This window comes from Edaphosphingomonas laterariae, assembly GCF_900188165.1.
Classification (GTDB): domain Bacteria; phylum Pseudomonadota; class Alphaproteobacteria; order Sphingomonadales; family Sphingomonadaceae; genus Sphingomonas_E; species Sphingomonas_E laterariae.
Map to the genome: position 1 here is coordinate 15,367 of NZ_FZOS01000017.1, position 20,167 is coordinate 35,533.

A 20,167-nucleotide genomic window follows, 5' to 3' on the forward strand; every position below is an offset into this window, starting at 1 on the left:
CATCGTTCGGAAGTGCGCCCGGTCCCCGGCCGTCAGGTCAGCGACAGGCCGGCCGGCAGCTGTGCCTGCCAGTCGACCCCGCCGCTGAAGATGAAATCGGCCGCGCCCAACGCGCCGGCATCATTGATGCCGGCCAGCGTGATGCTGCCGATCACCGCCTGCCCGCCCGCCGTGAAGCTCGACAGATCGATCACGAGATTGCCGCCCGCAACCGCGCTGTTATCCAGAATATCCTGCAGACCCAGCACCGCGCCCCCGCCATCGCGCAGGTCGGACAGATCGATCCGATCGCCTTCGGCCTGCGTGAAATCCTGGATCCTGGTCGCGAAATTGTAACCCGGCGCGCCCCGGCCAACCGCCGTGTCGAACAGGAAGGTGTCAGCCCCCGTTCCACCTGCGCTGCTCGGGCCATCTCCGTCGAGCATGACCAGAACGTCGTTTCCGGCGCCGCCGCTTTGCGTTCCGCCGATCAGCAGGTCGTCGCCATTGCCGCCCGCCAGCTGATCGCCCCCGCCAATTGCCAGCAGGATGTCGTTGCCGCCATTGCCGCGCAGCATATTCACCTCGTCACTGCCGACCAGCACGTCGCCGGCACTGCCACCATCGAGATTCTCGATGTTGAACAACGTATCGCCGGCGGCGTCGCCGCCGCTGCCGAGCCCGGTGCGCAGGTCGACCTGAACCGCACTTGTGCTGCCCGCATAGGATGCCGTGTCGATCCCGCGCGGGCCGCCCTCTATCCCGCCAGGCCCACCGTCGATCCTGTCTGCACCGCTGCCACCTTCCAGCACATCATTGCCAAAGCTGCCTTCCAGGCGGTCATCGCCACCACGCCCATAAAGGAACGTGTCGCCAGAGGTGCCGCTGCGCAACACATTGGCGCCATCGGTGCCATAAACGGTTGCCCCGTCCGCGCTAACTTCGACATTCTCGATCGAAATCAGCGTGGCGGTGCCGCCGGACAGCTTGGTGGCGGTGCCCGCCGCGAGATCGACAGTCGTGAACTCTCCCGCCCTGAACGTGTCGATACCGTCACCGCCATCGATCAGCGCGTTCGTAACGCCAAAATAGATTTCAAGCGTGTCATCCCCCGCCATGCCGTAAAGCCTGTCGTTGCCGCCCTGGCTGGAGAGGACGTTGTCACCGGCGTTCCCGATCAGCACGTCGTCCGCATAAATTTCGGTATGAATATTCTCGATGCCGACCAGCGTGTCGCCCTCGGCATCGCCGCCATGCGCAGTACCCAGGGTGAGGTCGATCTGAATGCCCCCGGCACCCTGATAGTATGCGGTATCGATACCGGCGCCGCCATCCAGCATGTCGGCGCCACCACCACCGGTCAGCCCGTCATCCCCATCGAAACCGAAAATCTGATCATTGCCGCTGCCGCCGTCCAGTCGGTAGCTGCTTCCGTCATTGCCCTCGATCCGGTCGTTTCCGTCACCGCCCTCTACCGATCCCCCGGAAAAGAATGATGCGACGGGTTCAAGACGGATGAGGTCGTCGAACCTCGTGCCGATGATCCTGTCGACATTGGTCAGCAAGTCGCCCTCGGCATCGCCGCCGCTCGCCCGGGCGCCGACGGTCAGCGTGATGCCGGCGGCCGATCGGCTATAATCCACGATGAGATTGACTGACGAGTTCCCCTGGATGGTGTCGGCACCCTCACCGCCCCAAACATACACACCGTAAATGGAACTCCAGAGCGGCAATGAGGTCGTGTTGGCGACGATGACGATATCATCGCCAGCGCCGGGGTCGATGACCTCGGTTGCCGGACCGGCGATGATCTGATCAGCAAAAGACGTGCCGATGATCGAACCGACGTTCAGGATGATATCCCCCTCGGCATAGCCGCCCTGCGCCACGCCCAGACCGAGATCCAGGAAGATGCCCGCATCGGATGCGGAATAGTCGATCAGCGGCCACGCCCCGGCATAAACCTCGTCCGGGCTGCCCTCATAGACATCGGCACCGGCCGAGGCGACCGCGACGTCGTCGCGCCCCATGTTGAACACCCGGTCCGCGCCAGCACTGCCGACAAAGCGTTCGGCCACGCCATTGCTGCCAACGACGTCGCCTGCGCGCGGTGTGTAAAAATAGAGCCGCGTCGTATCGAACGCGCCGGTGGCATCCGGCCCAACCGGGCGAATGACAAGATCAATAGTTCCCTCAAAGCCTACAGGCGCGGTGCCCACGACACGCTGGCTGGCCGTGTCGAAACGCAGCCATGACGGCGCAGTGGCTCCGTCAAAGGTCAACAACTCCGCGGTCGCGGTGTCATTGTAGAAAACATTCCCGCCCGATACCGGTCCGATCGCAAAGGTCCGGGAGCCGGACAGATTGACGGCCGAATCGCGGACGCCGTCGTTCACGACCCCGAAATAGGCCCTGGAAGGGGACTGATCGGCGATCTGATCCGAAAATTGCAGAAGCTCGATACCAGTCAACCTGTCGATGCCGTCATCCCCATCCGCAACATTAAGATCGCGGACAATGATTTCGTCACCGCTTACCTGAATGCTGTAATCTGAACGCTTACCCGAATAGATAGCCACGTCTGCAAGGCTACCATGGCCGCCGACGATCACGTCGTCTCCGGCGCCACCGATGAACTGGTCCCGGTTCGCTGCGTTGGCGCCGGCCAGCTGGTCGTTGATCCAGCCCGTCAGCCTGTCATCGCCCGCGCCACCGTTCAGGACGTCGCGGCCATGCCCCCCCACAAGCACGTCGTTCCCGCTTCCGCCGTTAAGGACGGTATCCGCGATTTCCGCGACAAGCCGGTCGGCCCCTGCCGTCCCGTCGATGGTCCGCTCGGCCGCTCTGGAGATCGTGACGCGGATGGTGGCGGTGTCGCTCTGCCCCGAAGCGTCCTGCCCCGAATATTTGAAGTAGTCGGTGAAACTCTGGCCCGCACCGATATCGGACGATCCGCGATGGAAGCCATAAACGGCGGCGCCATCAGCCTCGACAGTCAGGGTGCCGATACTCGACGACAATGTCAGCTGCCCCGCGCCGCCCGTGCCGGAGCCGTCCGGCCGCTGAAGGAGCTGGAGCTGGAAACCTGATCCGTCATCATTGGCGAATAGGTTGAAGCTCGCCCCCGACGCCGCAGCAGCATCGATCGTGACAACATCGTCGACAACGCCGGAATGGCCGTTGACGGTGACGGTGATCTGGCCCGTCGTCGTGCCGCCCGCCCCGTCGCCAACGAGATAGGAAAACACGTCCTCGCCACGCTGCCCCGCCGCCAAAGCCTGCGTGTCGACGTCACCATTGTCGAGCGTGTAGCTGTAGCTGCCATCGGCATTGAGCTTCAGGCTGCCATAGGTACCCACAATCACTTGCCCGACGTTGGCGGTCGCACCGTTGACCTGCGTGATGGCCAGCGTCGTCCCCGCGTCCGCATCGCTGTCGTTCGCCAGCACATTGCCCGATACGACATTGCCCGCCGCGTCCTCGGTGACGGCAGCCATATCCACGGTCGCCACCGGTGCGTCGTTCGTGCCCGTCACTGTGAGGGTGAGCGTCGCCTGCGTCGTCCCACCCGCGCCGTCGCTCACCCGATAGGTGAAGCTTTCCGTGGCGCTCTGCCCGGCGGCGAGGCGCTGGGTATCCACATCGCCATTGTCGAGCGTGTAGCTGTAGCTGCCATCAGCATTGAGCTTCAGGCTGCCATAAGTGCCCACAATCACTTGCCCGACATTGGCGGCTGCACCGTTGACCTGCGTGATCGCCAGCGTCGTGCCGGCGTCCACGTCGCTGTCGTTGGTCAGCACATTGCCGGTCGCCGCCATCGTGCCCGGTGCAACGGCCGCGCTATCGGCCACAGCCACCGGCGCGTCGTTGACGCCGGTGATGGTGAGGTTGAGCCGACCCGTCTGCGATCCGCTGCTGTTGGTGACGGTGTAGCTGAATATGTCGGTATGCGTCTGCCCGGCGGCGAGCGCCTTGACCGCGGCATTGTCGAGCGCGGCATAGCTGTAGCTGCCATTGCTGTTGAGCGTCAGCGTGCCGAAATCGGTGACGATCGGCTGGCCGACCGTGCCGGCCGCGCCGCCCTGCACAGCGACGGCCGAAACCGTGGGCGCGCCTGCCTGTCCGGCGGCCGGCGTGTCATTGGCCAGCACATTGCCGGTTGCCGCCGCAGCACCCGGGGCGATGGTGGCGCTGTCGGGCGTCACCGCCGGCGCGGGCGGCGGGGTCGGCGTAGTTTCGGGGCGCGATCCGCCGCCGCCGCCGCCACCGCCGCAAGCCGCCAGCAGCATCGGCAGGCCGAAGGCCGGGGCGATCGAGAAGGCACGGCCGGCCATCGGCCGCCACGCCATATTGGCCGACATGATATTGGCGGGCACGGATCGCCCCGCCGCGCCCGCACGACGCCGCGACCCAGCCACCAGCACCCCCGCGCCGGCACGCCCCATATTGTCAGCCATCCCCCGATTCACCCCTTTAAGCGCAATATCTTGCACTCGACATCCTTAGAAGGGGCGTACCAAGTGTCAATCAAACTGGCGATACTTGCCATTACTTTTCGCCACTTGGGCATTTCGGCCAGATCGGGTGTCGCTTCGGGCCGGGCAAAGAAACTGCGGATGGTTCAACGCGCCCCCTCAGTCGACCCGCATCGCCTCCGCCGCCAATGCTTCCGCCTCGATCAGCAGCGCGTCGTCGGTCAGCCCCTGCGCCACATGTTCGCGCCCGATCATCACCAGCACCGGCACGGCCAGCGGCGAAACCCGGTCGAGCGTGACGTGCAGCATCGTGCCGGCCGCGCGATCGAGCAGATCGCCCAGCCGGCCGACATCGGTCATCCGCGCCCGCGCATCGGCCCAGGCCGCGCGCAGCAGCAGATGATCGGGCTCGTAACGGTGCAGCACATCATAGATCAGGTCGGTCGAGAAGGTGACCTGCCGGCCCGATTTGCGCTTGCCGGGATGCTGCCGCTCGACCAGCCCTCCTATCACCGCCACTTCGCGGAACGCGCGCTTCAGCAGCGCCGATTGCTGCACCCATTCGACGAATTCGTCGGTCAGGATATCGGGCGCGAACAGCGCCGCCGGATCGGTCACCGGTTTCAGCGAATAGGTAGCCAGCGCATAATCATTGGCGACGAAGCCGATCGGCATCAGCCCCAGCGTCTCCATCCGCCGGGTCAGCAGCATGCCGAGCGACTGGTGCGCGTTCCACCCTTCGAAGCTGTAGGCGACCATGAAGTGCCGGCCTTCGTGCGGGAAGGTTTCGACCAGCAATTGCCCCGCGCCGGGCAGCACCGATCGCCGCGCCTGCACGTCCAGCCATTCGCGCACCTCATTGGGGAAGCGCGGCCATTGCATGGGATCGGCCAGATAGCCGCGCACCCGATCGGCCAGGTTGGTCGATATCGGCATGCGCGCGCCCATATAGGTGGGGATGCGCGCCGATCGCGAAGTGGCGCGCACGATCAGGTCGGTCTGCTCGACCTTCTCAACCTCCAGGCTCAGCCCCGCGAAGAAGAAGGTGTCGCCCGGCGACAATGATGCGGCGAACCCCTCCTCCACCGTGCCGAGCTTGCGGTGATTGCGGAACCGCACGTCGAGCATCGGCGCATCGACGATGATGCCCGCGTTCAGCCGGTGCTGCGCGACGAAGCTGGGATGGCTCACCCGCCACAGGCCGTCCGGCCCCTGCACCAGCCGGCGGAAACGGTCATAGGCCTTCAGCGCATAGCCGCCATTTTCGATGAAGCGCAGCACCTGATCGAAGATCCCGGCGTCGAGCATCGCGTAGGGCGCCGCCTGCCGTATTTCGGCCAGCAGGGCATCGGCGTCGAAGGGGCCGGCACAGGCCACCGCCATGATATGCTGGGCCAGCACGTCGAGCGCGCCCGGCCGGAAGGTTTCGGCATCGAGCGCGCCTTCCTCCACCGCGTCGAGCGCGGCGCGCGCCTCCAGATATTCGAAACGGTTGCCGGGGACGAGCAAGGCGCTGGACGGTTCGTCCAGCCGGTGATTGGCCCGGCCGATTCGCTGCAACAGCCGCGACGACCCCTTGGGCGCGCCCATCTGGATGACAAGATCGACATCGCCCCAGTCGACGCCGAGGTCGAGGCTCGCCGTCGCCACCAGCGCGCGCAGCCGGCCGGCGGCCATCGCCTCCTCCACCTTGCGGCGCGCCTCGCGGCTGAGCGATCCGTGATGGATGCCGATCGGCAGCCCGGCATCATTGGCCTTCCACAGATCCTGGAAGATCAGCTCGGCCAAACTACGCGTGTTGCAGAAGATGATCGTCGTGCGGTGGGCCTCGATCTCCGCCATCACCTGCCCTGCGGCATAGCGCCCCGAATGGCCGGACCACGGCACGCGCCCTTCGGGCAGCAGGATGGCGATATCGGGATCCGCGCCCGGCTCGCCCCGCACCAGCGCGATCGCGTCCAGATCGCCATCGGGCGAAAGCCAGCCGCGATAGGCATCGGCATCGGCCACCGTGGCGGACAGGCCAACGACGCGCAGATCCGGCGCCAGCGTGCGCAGCCGGCTGATCGCCAGCGCCAGCAGATCGCCGCGCTTGCCGTTGGCGAAGGCGTGCACCTCGTCGATCACGATCGTCTTCAGCGTTGCGAACAGACCGGCGCTGTCGGGATAGGAAATCAGCAGGCTTAGCGATTCCGGCGTGGTCAGCAGCATATGCGGCGGCCGCGCCCGCTGCCGCGCCTTGCGGTCCGACGGGGTGTCGCCGGTCCGCGTTTCCACGCTGATCGGCAGCCCCATCTCGGCGATCGGGGTCAACAGGTTGCGCTGCACATCGACGGCCAGCGCCTTCAACGGCGAAACATAAAGCGTGTGGAGCCCTTGCGCGGGATGCTCCACCAGATCGGCCAGGCTCGGCAGGAAACCCGCCAGCGTCTTGCCCGCGCCGGTCGGCGCCACCAGCAGCGCGTCCTGCCCGGCGCGCGCGGCCGCCAGCATCTCCAGCTGGTGCCGCCGCGGCTGCCAGCCACGGGCGGCGAACCAGTCGGCAAGGGCGGGCGGCAGCGCGGTCATCGCCGTCCTGACTATCCGGCTCGCCCGCATCGCGATAGGAGGGCCGCCGCAAAGGAGTAGATCATGGCCGAATTCGTCCGTCACAAGCAGCCCTGGACCGGCGACGAACTCGCCAAGCTCCGCCGCCTCGCCGAAAAGGGCATGGCGCTGCGCGCGATCGCCAAGGCCCTCACCCGCAGCGAGGAATCGGTGAAGGACCGCGCCAAGCAGGACGGCATCAAGATCGCCAAGCTGCATTGATCCCACAAAAAAGGGGTGGCCCGGCGGGCCACCCCTTTTTTTGTTTGCCGGGTCGGGGCCGCTCAGGCGCCCTGGCTGGCCTCGAACAGGAACCAGGCGCGTTCCTCGGCCAGGTCGGTCCATTCGTCCAGGATGCCGCTGGTCGCATTGTCCTTGGCCGCGTCCACGATGTCCTTGGCCTCGCGGAACTTCTCCACCAGCTTCAGATTATCGTCGCGCAGTTCGCGCAGCATGTCGCCCGCGCTCACGAAATCGGCGTCATTGTCCTTGATCGACTGCAGCCGCGCGATGTGGCCGATCGACCGCAGCGTGGTGTTGCCGGTCTTGCGCACGCGTTCGGCGATCTGGTCGGTCGTGCCCAGGATCTGGGTCGCCTGATCGTCGAGCATCAGGTGATAATCGCGAAAATGCGGGCCCGAAACGTGCCAGTGGAAATTCTTGGTCTTGAGGTAGAGCGCGTAGCTATCGGCAAGGATCGCGTTCAGCGCGTCCGCCACGCTGCTCACCTTGTTGCTTGCCAGATCGGTCGGCGTCGCGAGTTTGGCCTTGGGCGTCTTCGCCATGAATATTCCTCCTGTCGGCGGGTCCAACTGACTATCGATTCGTTTGTATAACGATCAAGATGGCAAATCGTGGCACCGCCGCCATGGAGAATCTTCGATCGGCGTGATCGATCTTCCCTGTCAGCCGATATTTCTGTCAGCCGACATTCCCATCAGCCAACAGGCCTGCCGGCTTCAGTGCGCCGCGCCCCAGCTTGGCCCGGTGCCGATTTCCACCCCCAAAGGTACGGACAGGCTGACCAATGGTTCCGCCGCCCCGGCCATCACCGCACGAATGATCGGCGTCGCCGCTTCGACATCGGCTTCGGGCAGTTCGAACACCAGTTCGTCATGCACCTGCAGCAGCATCCGCACGCGATCGAGCCCGGCCGCTTCCAGCGCCGGCGTCATCCGCACCATCGCGCGCTTGATTATATCGGCGCAGCTGCCCTGGATCGGCGCGTTGATCGCCGCGCGCTCGGCACCCTGGCGGATATGCTGCACGCCGGCCTTGATCTGCGGGAACCAGGTCTTGCGCCCGAACAGCGTCTCGGTGAAACCGGTCGCCCGCGCTTTCTCCAGCGTCTCGTTGATATAGGCCGAAATCCCCGGAAACCGCTCGAAATAGCGGGAGATCATCGCCTGCGCCTCGTCCGGCTCGATCTCCAGCCGCGATGCCAGCCCCCAGCGCGAAATGCCGTAGAGGATGGCGAAGTTGATCGTCTTGGCACGGCCGCGCGTATCGCGATTGACCTCGCCGAACAGCTCCTGCGCGGTCGCCGCGTGAATATCCTCGCCCCGGCGGAACGCTTCGCGCAGCGCGGGCACGTCGGCCATGTGCGCGGCGAGCCGCAGCTCGATCTGGCTATAGTCCGCCGCCAGGATCACATTGCCCGGCTCGGCGACGAACGCGTCGCGGATCTGGCGCCCGGCCTCGCTGCGGATCGGGATATTCTGCAGGTTGGGATCGGTGGACGACAAGCGCCCGGTCTGCGCGCCGGTCAGGCTGTAGCTGGTGTGGACACGGCCGGTATCGCGGTTGATCTGCGCCTGCAGCGCATCGGTATAGGTGGATTTCAGCTTGGCGAGCTGGCGCCAGTCGAGCACCAGCCCCGCGATCTTCACCCCATCCGCCTTCAGCTTTTCGAGCACGGTGACGTCGGTGGAATAGGCGCCGGATTTGCCTTTCTTGCCGCCCTTCAGCCCCATCTTGTCGAACAAGATGGCGCCCAGCTGCTGCGGCGATCCGATGGTGAAGGGCTGGCCCGCCTCGCCGTGAATCTCCTCCTCCAGCCGCGCGATCTCCTGCGCGAAGCGGCCGGACAGGCGCGACAGATGCTCGCGATCCACCTTGATGCCCGCACGCTCCATGCCGGCCACCACCGGGATCAGCGGCCGATCGACCAGTTCATAGACCCGCGTCGCCGCCTCGCGCGCCAGCCGGGGCTGGAAACGCGTCCACAGCCGCCAGGTCACATCGGCATCCTCGCCGGCATAGCGCGTCGCCTGATCCAGCGGCACCTGCGCGAAGCTGATCGCCTTCTTGCCGGTGCCGGCAACCTCCTTGAACGGGATGCAGCTATGATCGAGCACGGCCTGCGCCACCTCGTCCATGCCGTGCCCGGCCAGCGACTGCCCGGCATCGAGGTCGAAGCTCATCACCATCGTGTCGTCGATCGGCGCGACATCCAGGCCGACGCGCTTCAGCACGTTCAGGTCATATTTGATGTTGTGGCCGATCTTCAGCACGGCGGCATCGGCCAGCAACGGCCGCATCCGCGCGACCAGATCGGCCAGCGGGATCTGCACCGGCGCCTCGGCGAACATGCCGTCGTCGCTGCGATGGCCGACGGGAATGTAACAGGCCCGGCCCGGCGCGGTCGCCAGACAGATACCGGCCAGATTGGCCGAAATGCTGTCCAGCGCATCGGTTTCGGTGTCGATCGCGATGATCCCGCTGGCATAGGATTCGGCGATCCACGCATCCAGCCGCTCCAGCGTCGTCACGGTTTCATAAGCGTCGCGATCGATCGGCGGCAGCGGCACGAAATCGGGCAGCGCCACTTCGGCCGCCGGCGTCGCCGATCCCGCCGCAGCACCGGCCACCGGATCGGCCTTGTCCTTGCCCGGCGCATGCGCCGCCAGCCGCGACAGCAGCGTCTTGAAACCCTGATCTTCCAGAAAGGCGCGCAGCGGCTCGGGCGGAATGCCGTCCAGCCGCAGCTCATCCAGCGCATGCGGCACCGGCACCTCGCGATGCAGGTCCACCAGCACGCGCGACAGGCGGGCCATCTCGGTATTGGCGATCAGATTCTCGCGCATCTTGGACGGCTTCATCGCCGGCGCGGCGGCCAGCACGCTTTCCAGGTCGCCATATTCCAGGATCAGCTTGCTCGCCGTCTTGGGGCCGATGCCGGGGACGCCGGGCACATTGTCCACGCTGTCGCCCATCAGCGCCAGCACATCGCCCAGCTTCTCGGGCGGCACGCCGAACTTGCCCATCACATAATCGGCGCCGCGCCGCTCATTCTTCATCGTGTCGAGCATGTCGACGCCGGGGCGGATGAGCTGCATCAGATCCTTGTCGGACGAAACGATGGTCACGTCCCAGCCGGCTGCGATCGCCTTCATCGTATAGGTGGCGATGATGTCGTCGGCCTCGAACCCGGCCTCCTCGATGCAGGGCAGCGAAAAGGCGCGCGTCGCATCGCGGAACAGCGGGAATTGCGGCACCAGATCTTCCGGCGCCGGCGGCCGCTGCGCCTTGTATTTGTCATAGAGGTCGTTGCGGAAGGTGTGCGATCCCTTGTCGAACACCACCGCCAGATGCGTCGGCCCGTCCGCCTTGTCGAGCGCATCGGCCAGCTTCCACAGCATCGCCGTATAGCCATAGACGGCCCCGACGTTCAGGCCGTAGCGGTTGGTCAGCGGCGGAAGCTGATGATAGGCGCGGAAGATGTAGCCCGAGCCGTCGACGAGATAGAGGTGGTTGGAAGCCATGGGCCAAGGGGATAGCCCAACCCCGCGCCGCCATCCACCGCCAACCTTGCCTCAGGCGCACCAAAGCGCGATCGGGGAGGCAAGCCCACGCACCGCAAGGCAGGCCGCGCCATGGCGGCCCGGCTTTCACCCCCTTACCCCGCGCGGCCGCCTTGTGTCGCACTCCGCCGTTCCGGCCTTTTCTGCATGATCATCTCGACCTTCTGGCCGCCATGATAATCGACGATGCCGCACATCCGCTTCCCATCGCCGGCAAGCGCGCCGTTGAAGCGGACATCGCCTTCGTTCGACGCGACCACCATCGCCACCATCCGGCCATCGACCTTCAGGCTGCGCACCACCACGACGCCGGGCGTCAACGCCAGCGATCCTCCCAATTCGGGGCCCATCATGCCCAGCGAGAGCAGGCCGAAGCTGGGAATGCCGCCCACATCCATAAGCGCGTCCCACAGACCCGCCAGATCGCCGGGCTGAACCGGCTTCGCGGCCGCCATGTCCGGCGCGCTGCACGCGAACTGCATGGTCACCGCCTCGCTTGCCGCCGCCGGAACAGATGCGCACGCCAATGCGATGCCGACGATAATCCGTTTCATTGCCCTGCTTCTCCATGCCAACATTTCACGAAGGCGGGTTGGCTGGTGGTGATGCCGGTCGACAACGGGGAAAGTCGTGAATAGCTTTCACAATTTCGTGACTGGCAGGCCGATGCAGCTGGCGATGCGCGAATGGCGGATCATGGGGAAGTGGCGGGCGCCGCTCAGCGCCGTCGCGTTCGGCGCGTTGCTGGGCGTGACGGGTCCGTTCGGATCGCAAGCCACGCTCGGCCCGGCGGTGCGATATCCTTTCTGGATGGTCATCGCGCTCGTCGGTTTCGGCGCTGCCGCCGTCGCGGAACGCGTGCTCCCCTCCGCCTCGCCGAACAGAAGAAGCGCAGCCCGGATCATCGCCATCGCCGCCGCATCCGCCGTGCCGATGACCTTCTTTGTGGCCTGGGCCATGGGCGTGGTCCGGCCCGGCAGAACGTTCAGCCCCGTTCAACTGCTCGGCCTGTTCCCTTATGTGGCGCTGGTCCAGCTGCTGATCGCCCGCATCCTGTCTCCCAACGACCCGCCGTCTCCGGCCGCCCCGGTGGTGGCGGCCCTCGGCTCCGTCGAACAGCCAGCCGCCGCCGCATATCCGGCGGAGTTCATGGCGAAGCTTCCCGCCGCCTTGCGCCGCGACATCCTCGCGCTCGAAGCCGAGGACCATTATGTGCGCGTCCACACCCGCCACGGCTCGGCGCTGGTCCTGATGCGGCTGGCGGACGCGGCGGCGATCATCGATCCCCGGCTGGGCCTGCGCGTGCATCGCAGCTGGTGGGTGGCCAAAGACGGCGTTCGCGCGCTGGAACGAACGCCCGGACGGACCATCGCCCGGCTGGCCGATGACACCGCAGTTCCGATCAGCCGAACATATTTGCCCGCCGCACGGACATTCTGGACGGACTAGGCCGCGTGCGCAGAGTCATGTCGCGGCCGCTATCAATGGCTTCCGCCCGAAATCCTGACAGTCAGGACACGCCGACATTGCGGACATTAGCTTCTGGTGCCTAGACGGCCCGACGCCACCACACTGCATCTACGCGGACGCTAAGAGGCGGACGGTCGCAGAACATGAGGTCGAGTTGGTCACCCCTTAGTGCCACTTCGCTTATCCAGCCGCCGGTCGCGGCACTCGGCGCATCTTCTGTGGTAGGAAATCCCTCTACAACTAAGGTGCCGGGTGCTGCTTGCCCTTCAGGTTGACCGATGCCTCGCTCGTTCACCCATTCATCATCGAACGCAATTTCGAGATTTGACCCCACTGCTCGCACATCGAGCACGCGAGCATCGTGAAGGCCGCCTCGCTCGCATAGCCACTCCGACGTAACTGATTGCATGATGAGCCTCCGCCACGCCGTTCTGCCATGAGTTTCCTAATGTCCGCTTTCCCCGACATAGCGGACCTTCGTACCTAGCGCGCCGCTGCCTAAAAGCCGACGCGGCTTGGCCGTCCCTCCCCACCCCGATCATCATGCCGGCGAAGGCTGGCATCGGCGCGCGGCCGGGATCGGATTTGACCCAGATCAAGGCGGCCATTCGCGGGCCGGTCTATCCAGCCTCCGGCTTGGTTCAGGAGGTCGCGATGACGGGTTTGGTCGACAACTGGTTCAACTATGTCGTGCTGGCGGAGGTGCTGCTGTTCATGGGCGTGCTCGGCTATGTTTCGATCGCCGACGCACTGGCCGGTCGCTGATCGCCACGCACACCCGATCAGCCCCGCCCGCTGACGCGCGGGCGTTGAAAGATGGGCCGGGGTGGCCATAATCCCCCGGCACACATCCCGGCTCGAATAGGCCCGCCGGCCATCTGGCGGCCGCCTGCCGCCTTCAGGTTCAGCCCAGCTTGGCGGCGACCAGCGCCTTGATGTCGGCCACGGGCCGCGCGCCATAATGCGAAATCACCTCTGCCGCGGCGACTGCGCCCATGGTCAGGCTGTCCGCCACCGAACGGCCCTGCGCCTGGCCCGCCAGGAAGCCCGCCGCGAACAGATCGCCCGCGCCGGTGGTGTCGACGATCGCGTCGATCGGTTCGGCCGGCACCGCCACGCGCGCGCCATCCTTGATCGCGATCGCGCCCTTTTCGGATCGGGTGACGACCAGCGTCGGCACCCGGGCCGCCGTCGCCGCGATCGCCGCCTCGAAATCCTCGGTCTGGTTCAGCGACAGGATCTCGGCCTCGTTGGCGAACAGGATGTCGATGTCGCCATCGGCGATCAGCGCGTTGAAATCGTCGCGATGCCGCTCGATGCAGAAGGCGTCGGATAGCGTGAACGCCACCTTGCGACCGGCGCCCCGGGCGATCGCGATGGCGGCGCGCATCGCGGCGCGCGGCTCGGCCGGATCCCACAAATAGCCTTCGAGATAGAGGATCGCCGCCGATGCGATCCGCGCCGGATCGAGCGCGGCGGCGGGCAGATATTGCGACGCGCCGAGATAGGTGTTCATCGTCCGCTGGCCATCGGGCGTCACCAGGATCAGGCAACGCGCGGTCGGCGGTTCGGCTTCACGGGCCGGCGTGTCGAAACCGACGCCCAGCGCACGGATATCATGGGCGAACACCTCGCCCAGCTGGTCGGTCGCGACCTGGCCGATGAAGGCGCAGCGCGCGCCCAGCGCGGCCGCGCCCGCCACCGTGTTCGCCGCCGATCCGCCGCTCGCCTCGATCCCCGGCGCCATCCGGCCATAAAGGCTGGTCGCGATCTCCGTATCGATCAGCCGCATCGAACCCTTCGCCACGCCTTCGGCGGCAAGGAAGGCATCGTCGGCCTGCGCGATGACGTCGACGATGGCGTTGCCGATGGCGATGATGTCGAGGGTGGGTTCGGACATGCGGGCACTCCCTTCGGGCAGCGGATCAAAGCGCGCGCCTAGACTGGTTGGGGGGGATGGCGCAACCGGGCATCACGCGGATAGATAAGCGCATGGTCCGCGCGCTCTCGCTCTCGATCGGCCAATTGTCCGATCGCCGCATCCTCTCCGTGCTCGCCAAGTCGGTCGCGCTGACGCTGGCGATCTTCATCGCCCTTGGCCTCGCGCTGCGCTGGGCGTTCACCGGGCGCGATCCGTGCGCGCTGGTGCCGGGCTATACCTGCGTGATCGGATCGGCCGAAGGCGGCATCGCGGCGACGTTGCTCACCCTTGTCGGGCTGTGGCTCCTGTTCCCGGCGATCAGCATCGGCGTGCTCGGCCTGTTTTCCGACGATGTCGTCGATGCGGTCGAAGCCCGCCATTATCCCGCCGAAGCCGCGTCGGCCCGCCCGCCCGGCATCGGCCGTTCGGTGCGGCTGGGCCTGGCTTCGGCCGGGCGGCTGATCGGCTACAACCTCCTCGCTCTGCCCTTCTACGTGCTCCTGCTGCTCACCGCCTTCGGCCCGGTGGCGCTGTTTTTGATCGTCAATGCGTTCGCGCTCGGCCGCGATCTCGACGAGATGGTCGCCGTCCGCCATCTCGACGAAGCCGCCCGCAAGGCGCGGCTCAAGCTCACCCGTGGCGGACGCGCGTTGACCGGGCTTGTCGCCACCGGCCTGTTCATGATCCCCTTCGTCAATCTGCTCGCGCCCGTTCTGGGCGCGGCGCTCGCAACACATCGCTTTCATGGGAGCCGTGGTTGAAACGCATCCTGCTGCTTGGTGCCGGCCTGCTCGCCGGTTGTACGACGACGGCGCCGCCGCCCGCACCCGCGGTCCATGCGCCGCCACCCACGGGGCTTGATCGCGTCGTCGGCAAGGATGCCCGCGCGCTCCAGATCCTGTTCGGCGTGCCCGATCTCGACGTCCGCGAAGGAACCGCGCGCAAGCTGCAATATGCCGGGCCGATCTGCGTGCTCGACGCTTATCTCTATCCGCCGGCCAGCGGGCAGGAACCCGTCGTCCGCCATCTCGACGCGCGTACGCCCGCCGGCGACGATTTCGACCGCGCGTCCTGCATCGCCGCGCTCAGCCGCCGGGTCGAAGCGCGCTAAAGTCGGCCCGCCGTGGCTGGCGCTGGCGGCCACCCCGCAGCCCCAAAGAGCCCGACGCTAAGCCCCCCACTCATCCCGCACCGACGCATCCCCTTCCTCCGCCAGCCGCCGATCGCGTTCGGCGAGGAAGGCGGGATGATCGATCCGGGCCAGTGCCCAGGCGGCGGCGCCCCGCACGATCGGCGCGGGATCGTCGAGCAGCGCCGCAATCGGCGCCCGCAATGCAGCACCGCCATCATTGCCCGCCGCGATCAGCGCGTTGCGGACCATGCGATCGCGGCCGATGCGCTTGATCGGCGATCCGGCGAAGACCTGGCGGAAGCCGGCATCATCGAGCCCGAGCAGATCGGCGATCCCCGGCACCGCCAGTTCGGCGCGCGCGGCGAAGGCTTGGTTGGCGGCGGCCGCGGAGGCAAACTTGTTCCACGGGCACACCGCCAGGCAATCGTCACAGCCATAGATGCGATTGCCCATCGCCACGCGGAATTCGCGCGGGATCGGCCCCTTATTCTCGATCGTCAGGTAGGAGATGCAGCGCCGCGCATCGATGCGATAGGGCGCGGGGAAAGCCGCCGTGGGACACGCCGTCTGGCAGGCATCGCACGAACCGCAGCTGCCCCGGTGCCGGCCATCGGGTTCGAGCGCGAGCGTCGTCATGATCGCGCCCAGAAACAGCCAGCTGCCATGATCGCGGCTGACAAGATTGGTGTGCTTGCCCTGCCAGCCGAGCCCGGCGGCTTCCGCCAGCGGTTTTTCCATCACCGGCGCGGTATCGACGAAGACCTTGAGGTCGCAGCCCGCCTGATCGACCAGCCAGCGCGCCAGCGCCTTCAGCGCCTTCTTGACGATATCGTGATAATCCTGCCCCTGCGCATAGGTGGAGATCCGCGCGACGCCGGCGGCATCGGCGAGGCGCAGCGGGTCTTCGGCGGGCGCATAGCTCATCCCCAGCATCACCACCGATCGCACCTCCGGCCACAGCGCGGCGGGCGATCCGCGCTGTTCGGCGCGGTCTTCCATCCACAGCATGTCGCCATGCGCGCCGCTGGCCAGCCATTCGGCCAGCCGCGCGGCCGCCTGCGGCGTGGCATCGGCGGGCGCGACGCCGCAGGCGACGAAGCCGAGCCGGCGGGCTTCGGCCTTCAGTGCTGCCGTCAACGTCTTGTTGTCGATATGATGCGATGGGTCGGGCACGGATGACAGTCTAAACGAAGCGGGTGGACGTGACGAACGCGATCGAAGCGCACGGGCTGGTGAAGGAATTCGGCGGGTTCCGCGCGGTCGACGGGGTCGACCTTGCGGTGCCGGCGGGTTCGATCTTCGGCGTACTCGGCCCCAATGGCGCGGGCAAGACGACGACCTTGCGGATGCTGCTGGGGATCATCGATCCCGATGGCGGCCACCGCACCTTGCTGGGCGAGGACCGGCCGATCCGCGCGGCGCGGCGCGTGGGTTATCTGCCCGAGGAGCGCGGCCTTTATCCCGGCATGCAGGCGCGCGAGGCGATCGCCTTCATGGGCGCGCTGCGCGGTCTGCCGCTGAAGGAAGGCCGGGTGCGGGCCGATGCGATGCTTGCCGCGCATGGGTTGGGCGACGCCCGCCACAAGACGATCCGCACGCTTTCCAAGGGCATGGCGCAGACCGTGCAGCTGCTCGGCACGCTGGTCCATCGCCCGCAGCTGATCGTGCTCGACGAGCCCTTTTCCGGTCTCGACGCGCTCAACCAGCAAAGGCTGGAAGGGTTGATCCGCGAACAGGCGGATGCCGGCGTGACGGTGCTGTTTTCCACCCATGTCATCGCCCATGCCGAACGGCTGTGCGAACGCGTGGCGATCATCGCCGGCGGGCAGGTGCGCTTCGAAGGCGCGGTGGAGGAGGCCCGTAATCGGCTGCGCCCGCGCGTGCGGCTGGTGACGCGGGCGGAGGACGGGCCGTGGTGCGCGGCGCTGCCGGCCGCGCGGACGCGCGAAGGACGATTGTGGCAGTTCGAGCTGCCCGAAACCGGGATCGAGCCGATCCTGAAGGCACTGATCGACGGCGGGGCGGGAATCGAAAATCTGGCGATCGAGCGCCCCGGGCTGCACGACGCCTTCGTGGCGATCGCCGGTGAGGCGGCCGCGCGCGAGATGGACCAGCCCCAATTGGAGGCCGTGGCATGATCGACGTGATCCGCGCCGCCTGGGTGATCGCGCGCCGCGATTATGTGGCGAGCGTCTTTTCCAAGACCTTCCTGCTGTTCCTGCTGGGGCCGCTGCTGCCGATCCTGGCCGCGCTGATGTTCGGCGCGGTCGGCGCCAAAACCGATGCGGAGATCGCCCGACCGCGCATCGCGATCATCGCGGATACGGCCGACGGCAAGGCGCTGATCGCCGCCCGCACCCAGCTGGCCGCCCGACTGGGCGAAACCGCTTTGCCCGAACTGCGCATCGTGGCGCCGGAAAACGACGGTGCGGCGCAGGCGCAGGCGCTGCTGGCCGATCGCAAGCGCGCGCTGGTCGCCGTGGCGCGCGGCGGGCTGATCGCGCCCGAGCTGATCGGGCCGCAAGGGCCGGTGGCGGAGCATCAGGAGCGGCTGGGGCTGATCTACGATACCGCACGGCGGACGCGCGCCTTGGCCCATGCCGGGGGCGAGGCCGTTCCCGCGGTCGCCTTCTCGGTCCGCACCGTGGACAAGGCGGCGGGCAGCGAAACCGCCAATCGCGCGCTGACCGCGCGGATGGGCCAGCTTGTCCTGATGATGCTGGTGATGATCCTGGCCGGCATGCTGCTGTCCAACCTGATCGAGGAGAAATCGAACAAGGTGATCGAGGTGCTGGCGGCTGCGGTGCCGGTGGACGCGATCTTCCTTGGCAAGCTGGGCGCGATGCTGGCGATGTCGCTGACCGGAATCTTCGTCTGGGGGGCAACGGCGATGCTGGCGCTGGCCTGGTTCTTCCCAGCCGGCGGCCCGGCGCTGCCCGCGCCGGCGCTCGGCTGGCCGGCCTTCGTGGCGCTGGGCACGGTCTATTTCATCGCCTGCTATCTGCTGCTGGGCGCGCTGTTCCTTGGCATTGGCGGGCAGGCGGCCAGCGTGCGCGAGGTCCAGACGCTGTCGATGCCGGTGACGATGGGCCAGCTGGGTGTGGTGGCGCTGGCATCGAGCGCGGTGGGCGCGACGCTGACACCGTTGGCGGTTGTGGCGATGATATTCCCGTGGAGCTCGCCCTTCGCGATGATGGCGCGGGCCGCCCAATCGCCGTACATCTGGCCGCATCTGCTGGCGATCCTGTGGCAGGGCATATGGATTGCGATCATCATCCGCCTTGCCGCGCGCCGGTTCCGGGTCAGCGTGCTGAAATCGGGCGTCGTCCGGCGCGGCTGGTTCGGCCGCAAACGCCCCGCCTGAAACTCGGTGCCTGAAACCCGCCAGCTGAAACCCGGCACGCCACTTTCGCGTATCTGCGATACGGTTTTGCTGGGAGAGGACCATGGCGGTCGACAGGCGGCAGTTTATGGGCGCGGGTGGCACGATGCTGGTGATCGCCATGGTGGGCATCGCCAATCGCGCGCCGGCGGGCACCGCCACCGGCCGGTTCGATTATGTGCTGAGCGACGCCGCGTGGCGCAAGAAGCTCGGCCCCCAAGCCTATGCGGTGCTGCGCCAGGAAGCGACCGAGGCGCCGGGATCGAGCGCGCTGTTGAAGGAAAAGCGCGCGGGCACCTTCACCTGCCGGGGCTGCGGGCTGCCGCTGTTTTCGTCGCGCACCAAATTTGACAGCGGCACCGGCTGGCCGAGCTTCTGGAAACCGCTGCCCAGCGCGGTCGGCACCGCCACCGACCGCAAGCTCGGCTATGCCCGCACCGAAGTGCATTGCCGGCGCTGCGGCGGGCATCTGGGCCATGTTTTCAACGATGGCCCGCCGCCGACCGGCAAGCGTTATTGCATGAACGGGCTGGCGCTCAGCTTCGTCGCCGCGACGGCCTGAGATCAGCCGTAGAGCGCGCGGGCGGCATCGCCCACCGCCTTCATCGCCAGCCGCCAGGGGCCGGGGCCGTGGCTGATCCGCGCGACGCCGAGTTCGGCCTGCCGCGCGATTGGCGGCGCGCCGGGCATCATCATGATGTTGACGGGAAGCGCGGTCGCTTCGCACATCCGCGCGATCAGGGCCTCGTCGATCAGGCCGGGGACGAAGAAGCCGGCGGCGCCGGCATCGGCATAAGCGCGGGCCCGCGCGATCGCGATATCGAGCTTGGCGGCATCATGGTCCGCCGCCGGTGCCTGCAGGAAGATATCGGCGCGGGCGTTGACGAAGGCATCGGGCGCCGCGCGGCGCACCGCCGCGATGCGGGCGACCTGATCCTCGACCGGGGCAAGCCCGCCGCCGGCCAGCCCGTCTTCGATGTTGAAGCCGATGGCCCCCGCATCGACGGCGCGCGCCGCCGATTCGGCGATCTCGCCCGGCGATGCGCCATAGCCACGTTCGAAATCGAGGCTGACGGGCAGATCGACCGCGGCGGCGATGCGGGCGAAATTGGCGAGCACCAGATCGAGCGGCATCGCCTCGCCATCGCGGAAACCCTGCGCCTCCGCTACCGACCAGCTGCCCGTCGCCAGCGCCGGCGCCCCGGCTTCGGCGACGGCGTGGGCGCTACCCGCATCCCAGACGTTGAACAGCACGAGCGGGCGCCCACGCACATGAAGATCGGCGAACAGGCGGGCCTTTTCGGCATAGCTGGGCATCGGGCGCTCCTTGTGGGCCGGACAATCCGCACCCCTTTCGGCCGCATCCCCTGCCGGCGAAGCGCCCGCCCGTCATCCCGCCGCTTGCGATGAAAACCGCGC

Annotated in this window: 16 protein-coding genes; 8 read left to right on the forward strand and 8 right to left on the reverse strand. The window is 67.0% G+C overall.

What is annotated here, in order from left to right; translation table 11 throughout:
• Positions 1-32: 32 nt before the first annotated feature.
• Both CHB74_RS22635 and CHB74_RS14220 read right to left on the reverse strand, forming a co-directional pair.
• Positions 33-4,436: a beta strand repeat-containing protein gene (locus tag CHB74_RS22635; protein WP_089220301.1), complete on the reverse strand. Its 4,404-nt coding sequence runs from the start codon at positions 4,434-4,436 to the stop codon at positions 33-35.
• Between the two features lie 177 nt (positions 4,437-4,613).
• Positions 4,614-7,022, reverse strand: coding sequence for a ligase-associated DNA damage response DEXH box helicase (locus CHB74_RS14220; protein ID WP_089220302.1), 2,409 nt, complete (start codon positions 7,020-7,022; stop codon positions 4,614-4,616).
• Positions 7,023-7,085: 63 nt separating this feature from the next.
• On the opposite strand from CHB74_RS14220, the gene CHB74_RS22045 reads away from it, so the two are divergent.
• Positions 7,086-7,262: a hypothetical protein gene (locus CHB74_RS22045; protein ID WP_179220846.1), complete on the forward strand. Its 177-nt coding sequence runs from the start codon at positions 7,086-7,088 to the stop codon at positions 7,260-7,262.
• Between the two features lie 62 nt (positions 7,263-7,324).
• Here the strand turns inward: CHB74_RS22045 and CHB74_RS14225 are convergent, their stop codons facing one another.
• From CHB74_RS14225 to CHB74_RS14235, 3 genes are all read right to left on the reverse strand, one after another.
• The gene (locus CHB74_RS14225; protein ID WP_089220303.1) at positions 7,325-7,825 is read right to left on the reverse strand and encodes a Dps family protein; all 501 of its coding nucleotides are present in this window, start codon (positions 7,823-7,825) and stop codon (positions 7,325-7,327) included.
• Between the two features lie 174 nt (positions 7,826-7,999).
• Positions 8,000-10,804 carry a DNA polymerase I gene (polA, locus tag CHB74_RS14230; RefSeq protein WP_089220304.1) on the reverse strand — a complete coding sequence of 935 codons (2,805 nt, stop codon included), beginning with the start codon at positions 10,802-10,804 and terminating at the stop codon, positions 8,000-8,002.
• A gap of 134 nt (positions 10,805-10,938) precedes the next feature.
• Complete coding sequence (locus tag CHB74_RS14235) at positions 10,939-11,397, reverse strand: hypothetical protein (protein WP_089220305.1); 459 nt, start codon at positions 11,395-11,397, stop codon at positions 10,939-10,941.
• A 76-nt stretch (positions 11,398-11,473) separates the two neighbouring features.
• Here CHB74_RS14235 and CHB74_RS14240 point away from each other — a divergent pair, with 76 nt between their 5' ends.
• The gene (locus tag CHB74_RS14240) at positions 11,474-12,292 is read left to right on the forward strand and encodes a LytTR family DNA-binding domain-containing protein (RefSeq protein WP_144033799.1); all 819 of its coding nucleotides are present in this window, start codon (positions 11,474-11,476) and stop codon (positions 12,290-12,292) included.
• 564 nt (positions 12,293-12,856) lie between these two features.
• Complete coding sequence (locus CHB74_RS22260) at positions 12,857-13,078, forward strand: hypothetical protein (RefSeq protein ID WP_089220307.1); 222 nt, start codon at positions 12,857-12,859, stop codon at positions 13,076-13,078.
• 139 nt (positions 13,079-13,217) lie between these two features.
• Here CHB74_RS22260 and CHB74_RS14250 read toward each other — a convergent pair whose 3' ends face one another.
• Entirely contained in the window at positions 13,218-14,213 is a 996-nt protein-coding gene (locus CHB74_RS14250; protein ID WP_089220308.1) for an adenosine kinase, read from the reverse strand.
• A gap of 92 nt (positions 14,214-14,305) precedes the next feature.
• Here CHB74_RS14250 and CHB74_RS14255 point away from each other — a divergent pair, with 92 nt between their 5' ends.
• On the forward strand, positions 14,306-14,995 hold the full coding sequence (locus CHB74_RS14255) for an EI24 domain-containing protein (RefSeq protein WP_089220309.1): 690 nt from the start codon (positions 14,306-14,308) through the stop codon (positions 14,993-14,995).
• Entirely contained in the window at positions 14,992-15,345 is a 354-nt protein-coding gene (locus tag CHB74_RS14260) for a hypothetical protein (RefSeq protein WP_089220310.1), read from the forward strand. The genes CHB74_RS14255 and CHB74_RS14260 overlap by 4 nt, the downstream gene beginning before the upstream one ends.
• A 57-nt stretch (positions 15,346-15,402) precedes the next feature.
• On the opposite strand, the gene queG is transcribed toward CHB74_RS14260, so the two are convergent.
• The gene (gene queG / locus CHB74_RS14265; protein ID WP_089220311.1) at positions 15,403-16,539 is read right to left on the reverse strand and encodes a tRNA epoxyqueuosine(34) reductase QueG; all 1,137 of its coding nucleotides are present in this window, start codon (positions 16,537-16,539) and stop codon (positions 15,403-15,405) included.
• A 23-nt stretch (positions 16,540-16,562) separates the two neighbouring features.
• On the opposite strand from queG, the gene CHB74_RS14270 reads away from it, so the two are divergent.
• From CHB74_RS14270 to msrB, 3 genes are all read left to right on the forward strand, one after another.
• Positions 16,563-17,504 (forward strand): ABC transporter ATP-binding protein, encoded by a 942-nt coding sequence (locus tag CHB74_RS14270; protein WP_089220312.1) that lies wholly within the window; start codon positions 16,563-16,565, stop codon positions 17,502-17,504.
• Positions 17,501-18,730, forward strand: a complete 1,230-nt coding sequence (locus CHB74_RS14275; protein WP_089220313.1) for an ABC transporter permease — start codon at positions 17,501-17,503, stop codon at positions 18,728-18,730. The genes CHB74_RS14270 and CHB74_RS14275 overlap by 4 nt, the downstream gene beginning before the upstream one ends.
• Positions 18,731-18,812: 82 nt before the next feature.
• Positions 18,813-19,310: a peptide-methionine (R)-S-oxide reductase MsrB gene (msrB, locus tag CHB74_RS14280; protein ID WP_089220314.1), complete on the forward strand. Its 498-nt coding sequence runs from the start codon at positions 18,813-18,815 to the stop codon at positions 19,308-19,310.
• 2 nt (positions 19,311-19,312) lie between these two features.
• Here msrB and CHB74_RS14285 read toward each other — a convergent pair whose 3' ends face one another.
• Positions 19,313-20,065 carry an isocitrate lyase/PEP mutase family protein gene (locus CHB74_RS14285; RefSeq protein ID WP_089220315.1) on the reverse strand — a complete coding sequence of 251 codons (753 nt, stop codon included), beginning with the start codon at positions 20,063-20,065 and terminating at the stop codon, positions 19,313-19,315.
• Positions 20,066-20,167: the final 102 nt, after the last annotated feature.

Bases quoted from the DNA above. Each gene is read 5' to 3' on its own strand.
- CHB74_RS14225 (WP_089220303.1), bottom strand. From the start codon at position 7,825: ATGGCGAAGACGCCCAAGGCCAAACTCGCGACGCCGACCGATCTGGCA.
- msrB (WP_089220314.1), top strand. From the start codon at position 18,813: ATGGCGGTCGACAGGCGGCAGTTTATGGGCGCGGGTGGCACGATGCTG.
- CHB74_RS14235 (WP_089220305.1), bottom strand. From the start codon at position 11,397: ATGAAACGGATTATCGTCGGCATCGCATTGGCGTGCGCATCTGTTCCG.
- CHB74_RS14255 (WP_089220309.1), top strand. From the start codon at position 14,306: ATGGTCCGCGCGCTCTCGCTCTCGATCGGCCAATTGTCCGATCGCCGC.
- CHB74_RS14275 (WP_089220313.1), top strand. From the start codon at position 17,501: ATGATCGACGTGATCCGCGCCGCCTGGGTGATCGCGCGCCGCGATTAT.
- CHB74_RS22045 (WP_179220846.1), top strand. From the start codon at position 7,086: ATGGCCGAATTCGTCCGTCACAAGCAGCCCTGGACCGGCGACGAACTC.
- polA (WP_089220304.1), bottom strand. From the start codon at position 10,804: ATGGCTTCCAACCACCTCTATCTCGTCGACGGCTCGGGCTACATCTTC.
- CHB74_RS22635 (WP_089220301.1), bottom strand. From the start codon at position 4,436: ATGGCTGACAATATGGGGCGTGCCGGCGCGGGGGTGCTGGTGGCTGGG.
- CHB74_RS22260 (WP_089220307.1), top strand. From the start codon at position 12,857: ATGCCGGCGAAGGCTGGCATCGGCGCGCGGCCGGGATCGGATTTGACC.
- CHB74_RS14220 (WP_089220302.1), bottom strand. From the start codon at position 7,022: ATGACCGCGCTGCCGCCCGCCCTTGCCGACTGGTTCGCCGCCCGTGGC.
- CHB74_RS14250 (WP_089220308.1), bottom strand. From the start codon at position 14,213: ATGTCCGAACCCACCCTCGACATCATCGCCATCGGCAACGCCATCGTC.
- CHB74_RS14285 (WP_089220315.1), bottom strand. From the start codon at position 20,065: ATGCCCAGCTATGCCGAAAAGGCCCGCCTGTTCGCCGATCTTCATGTG.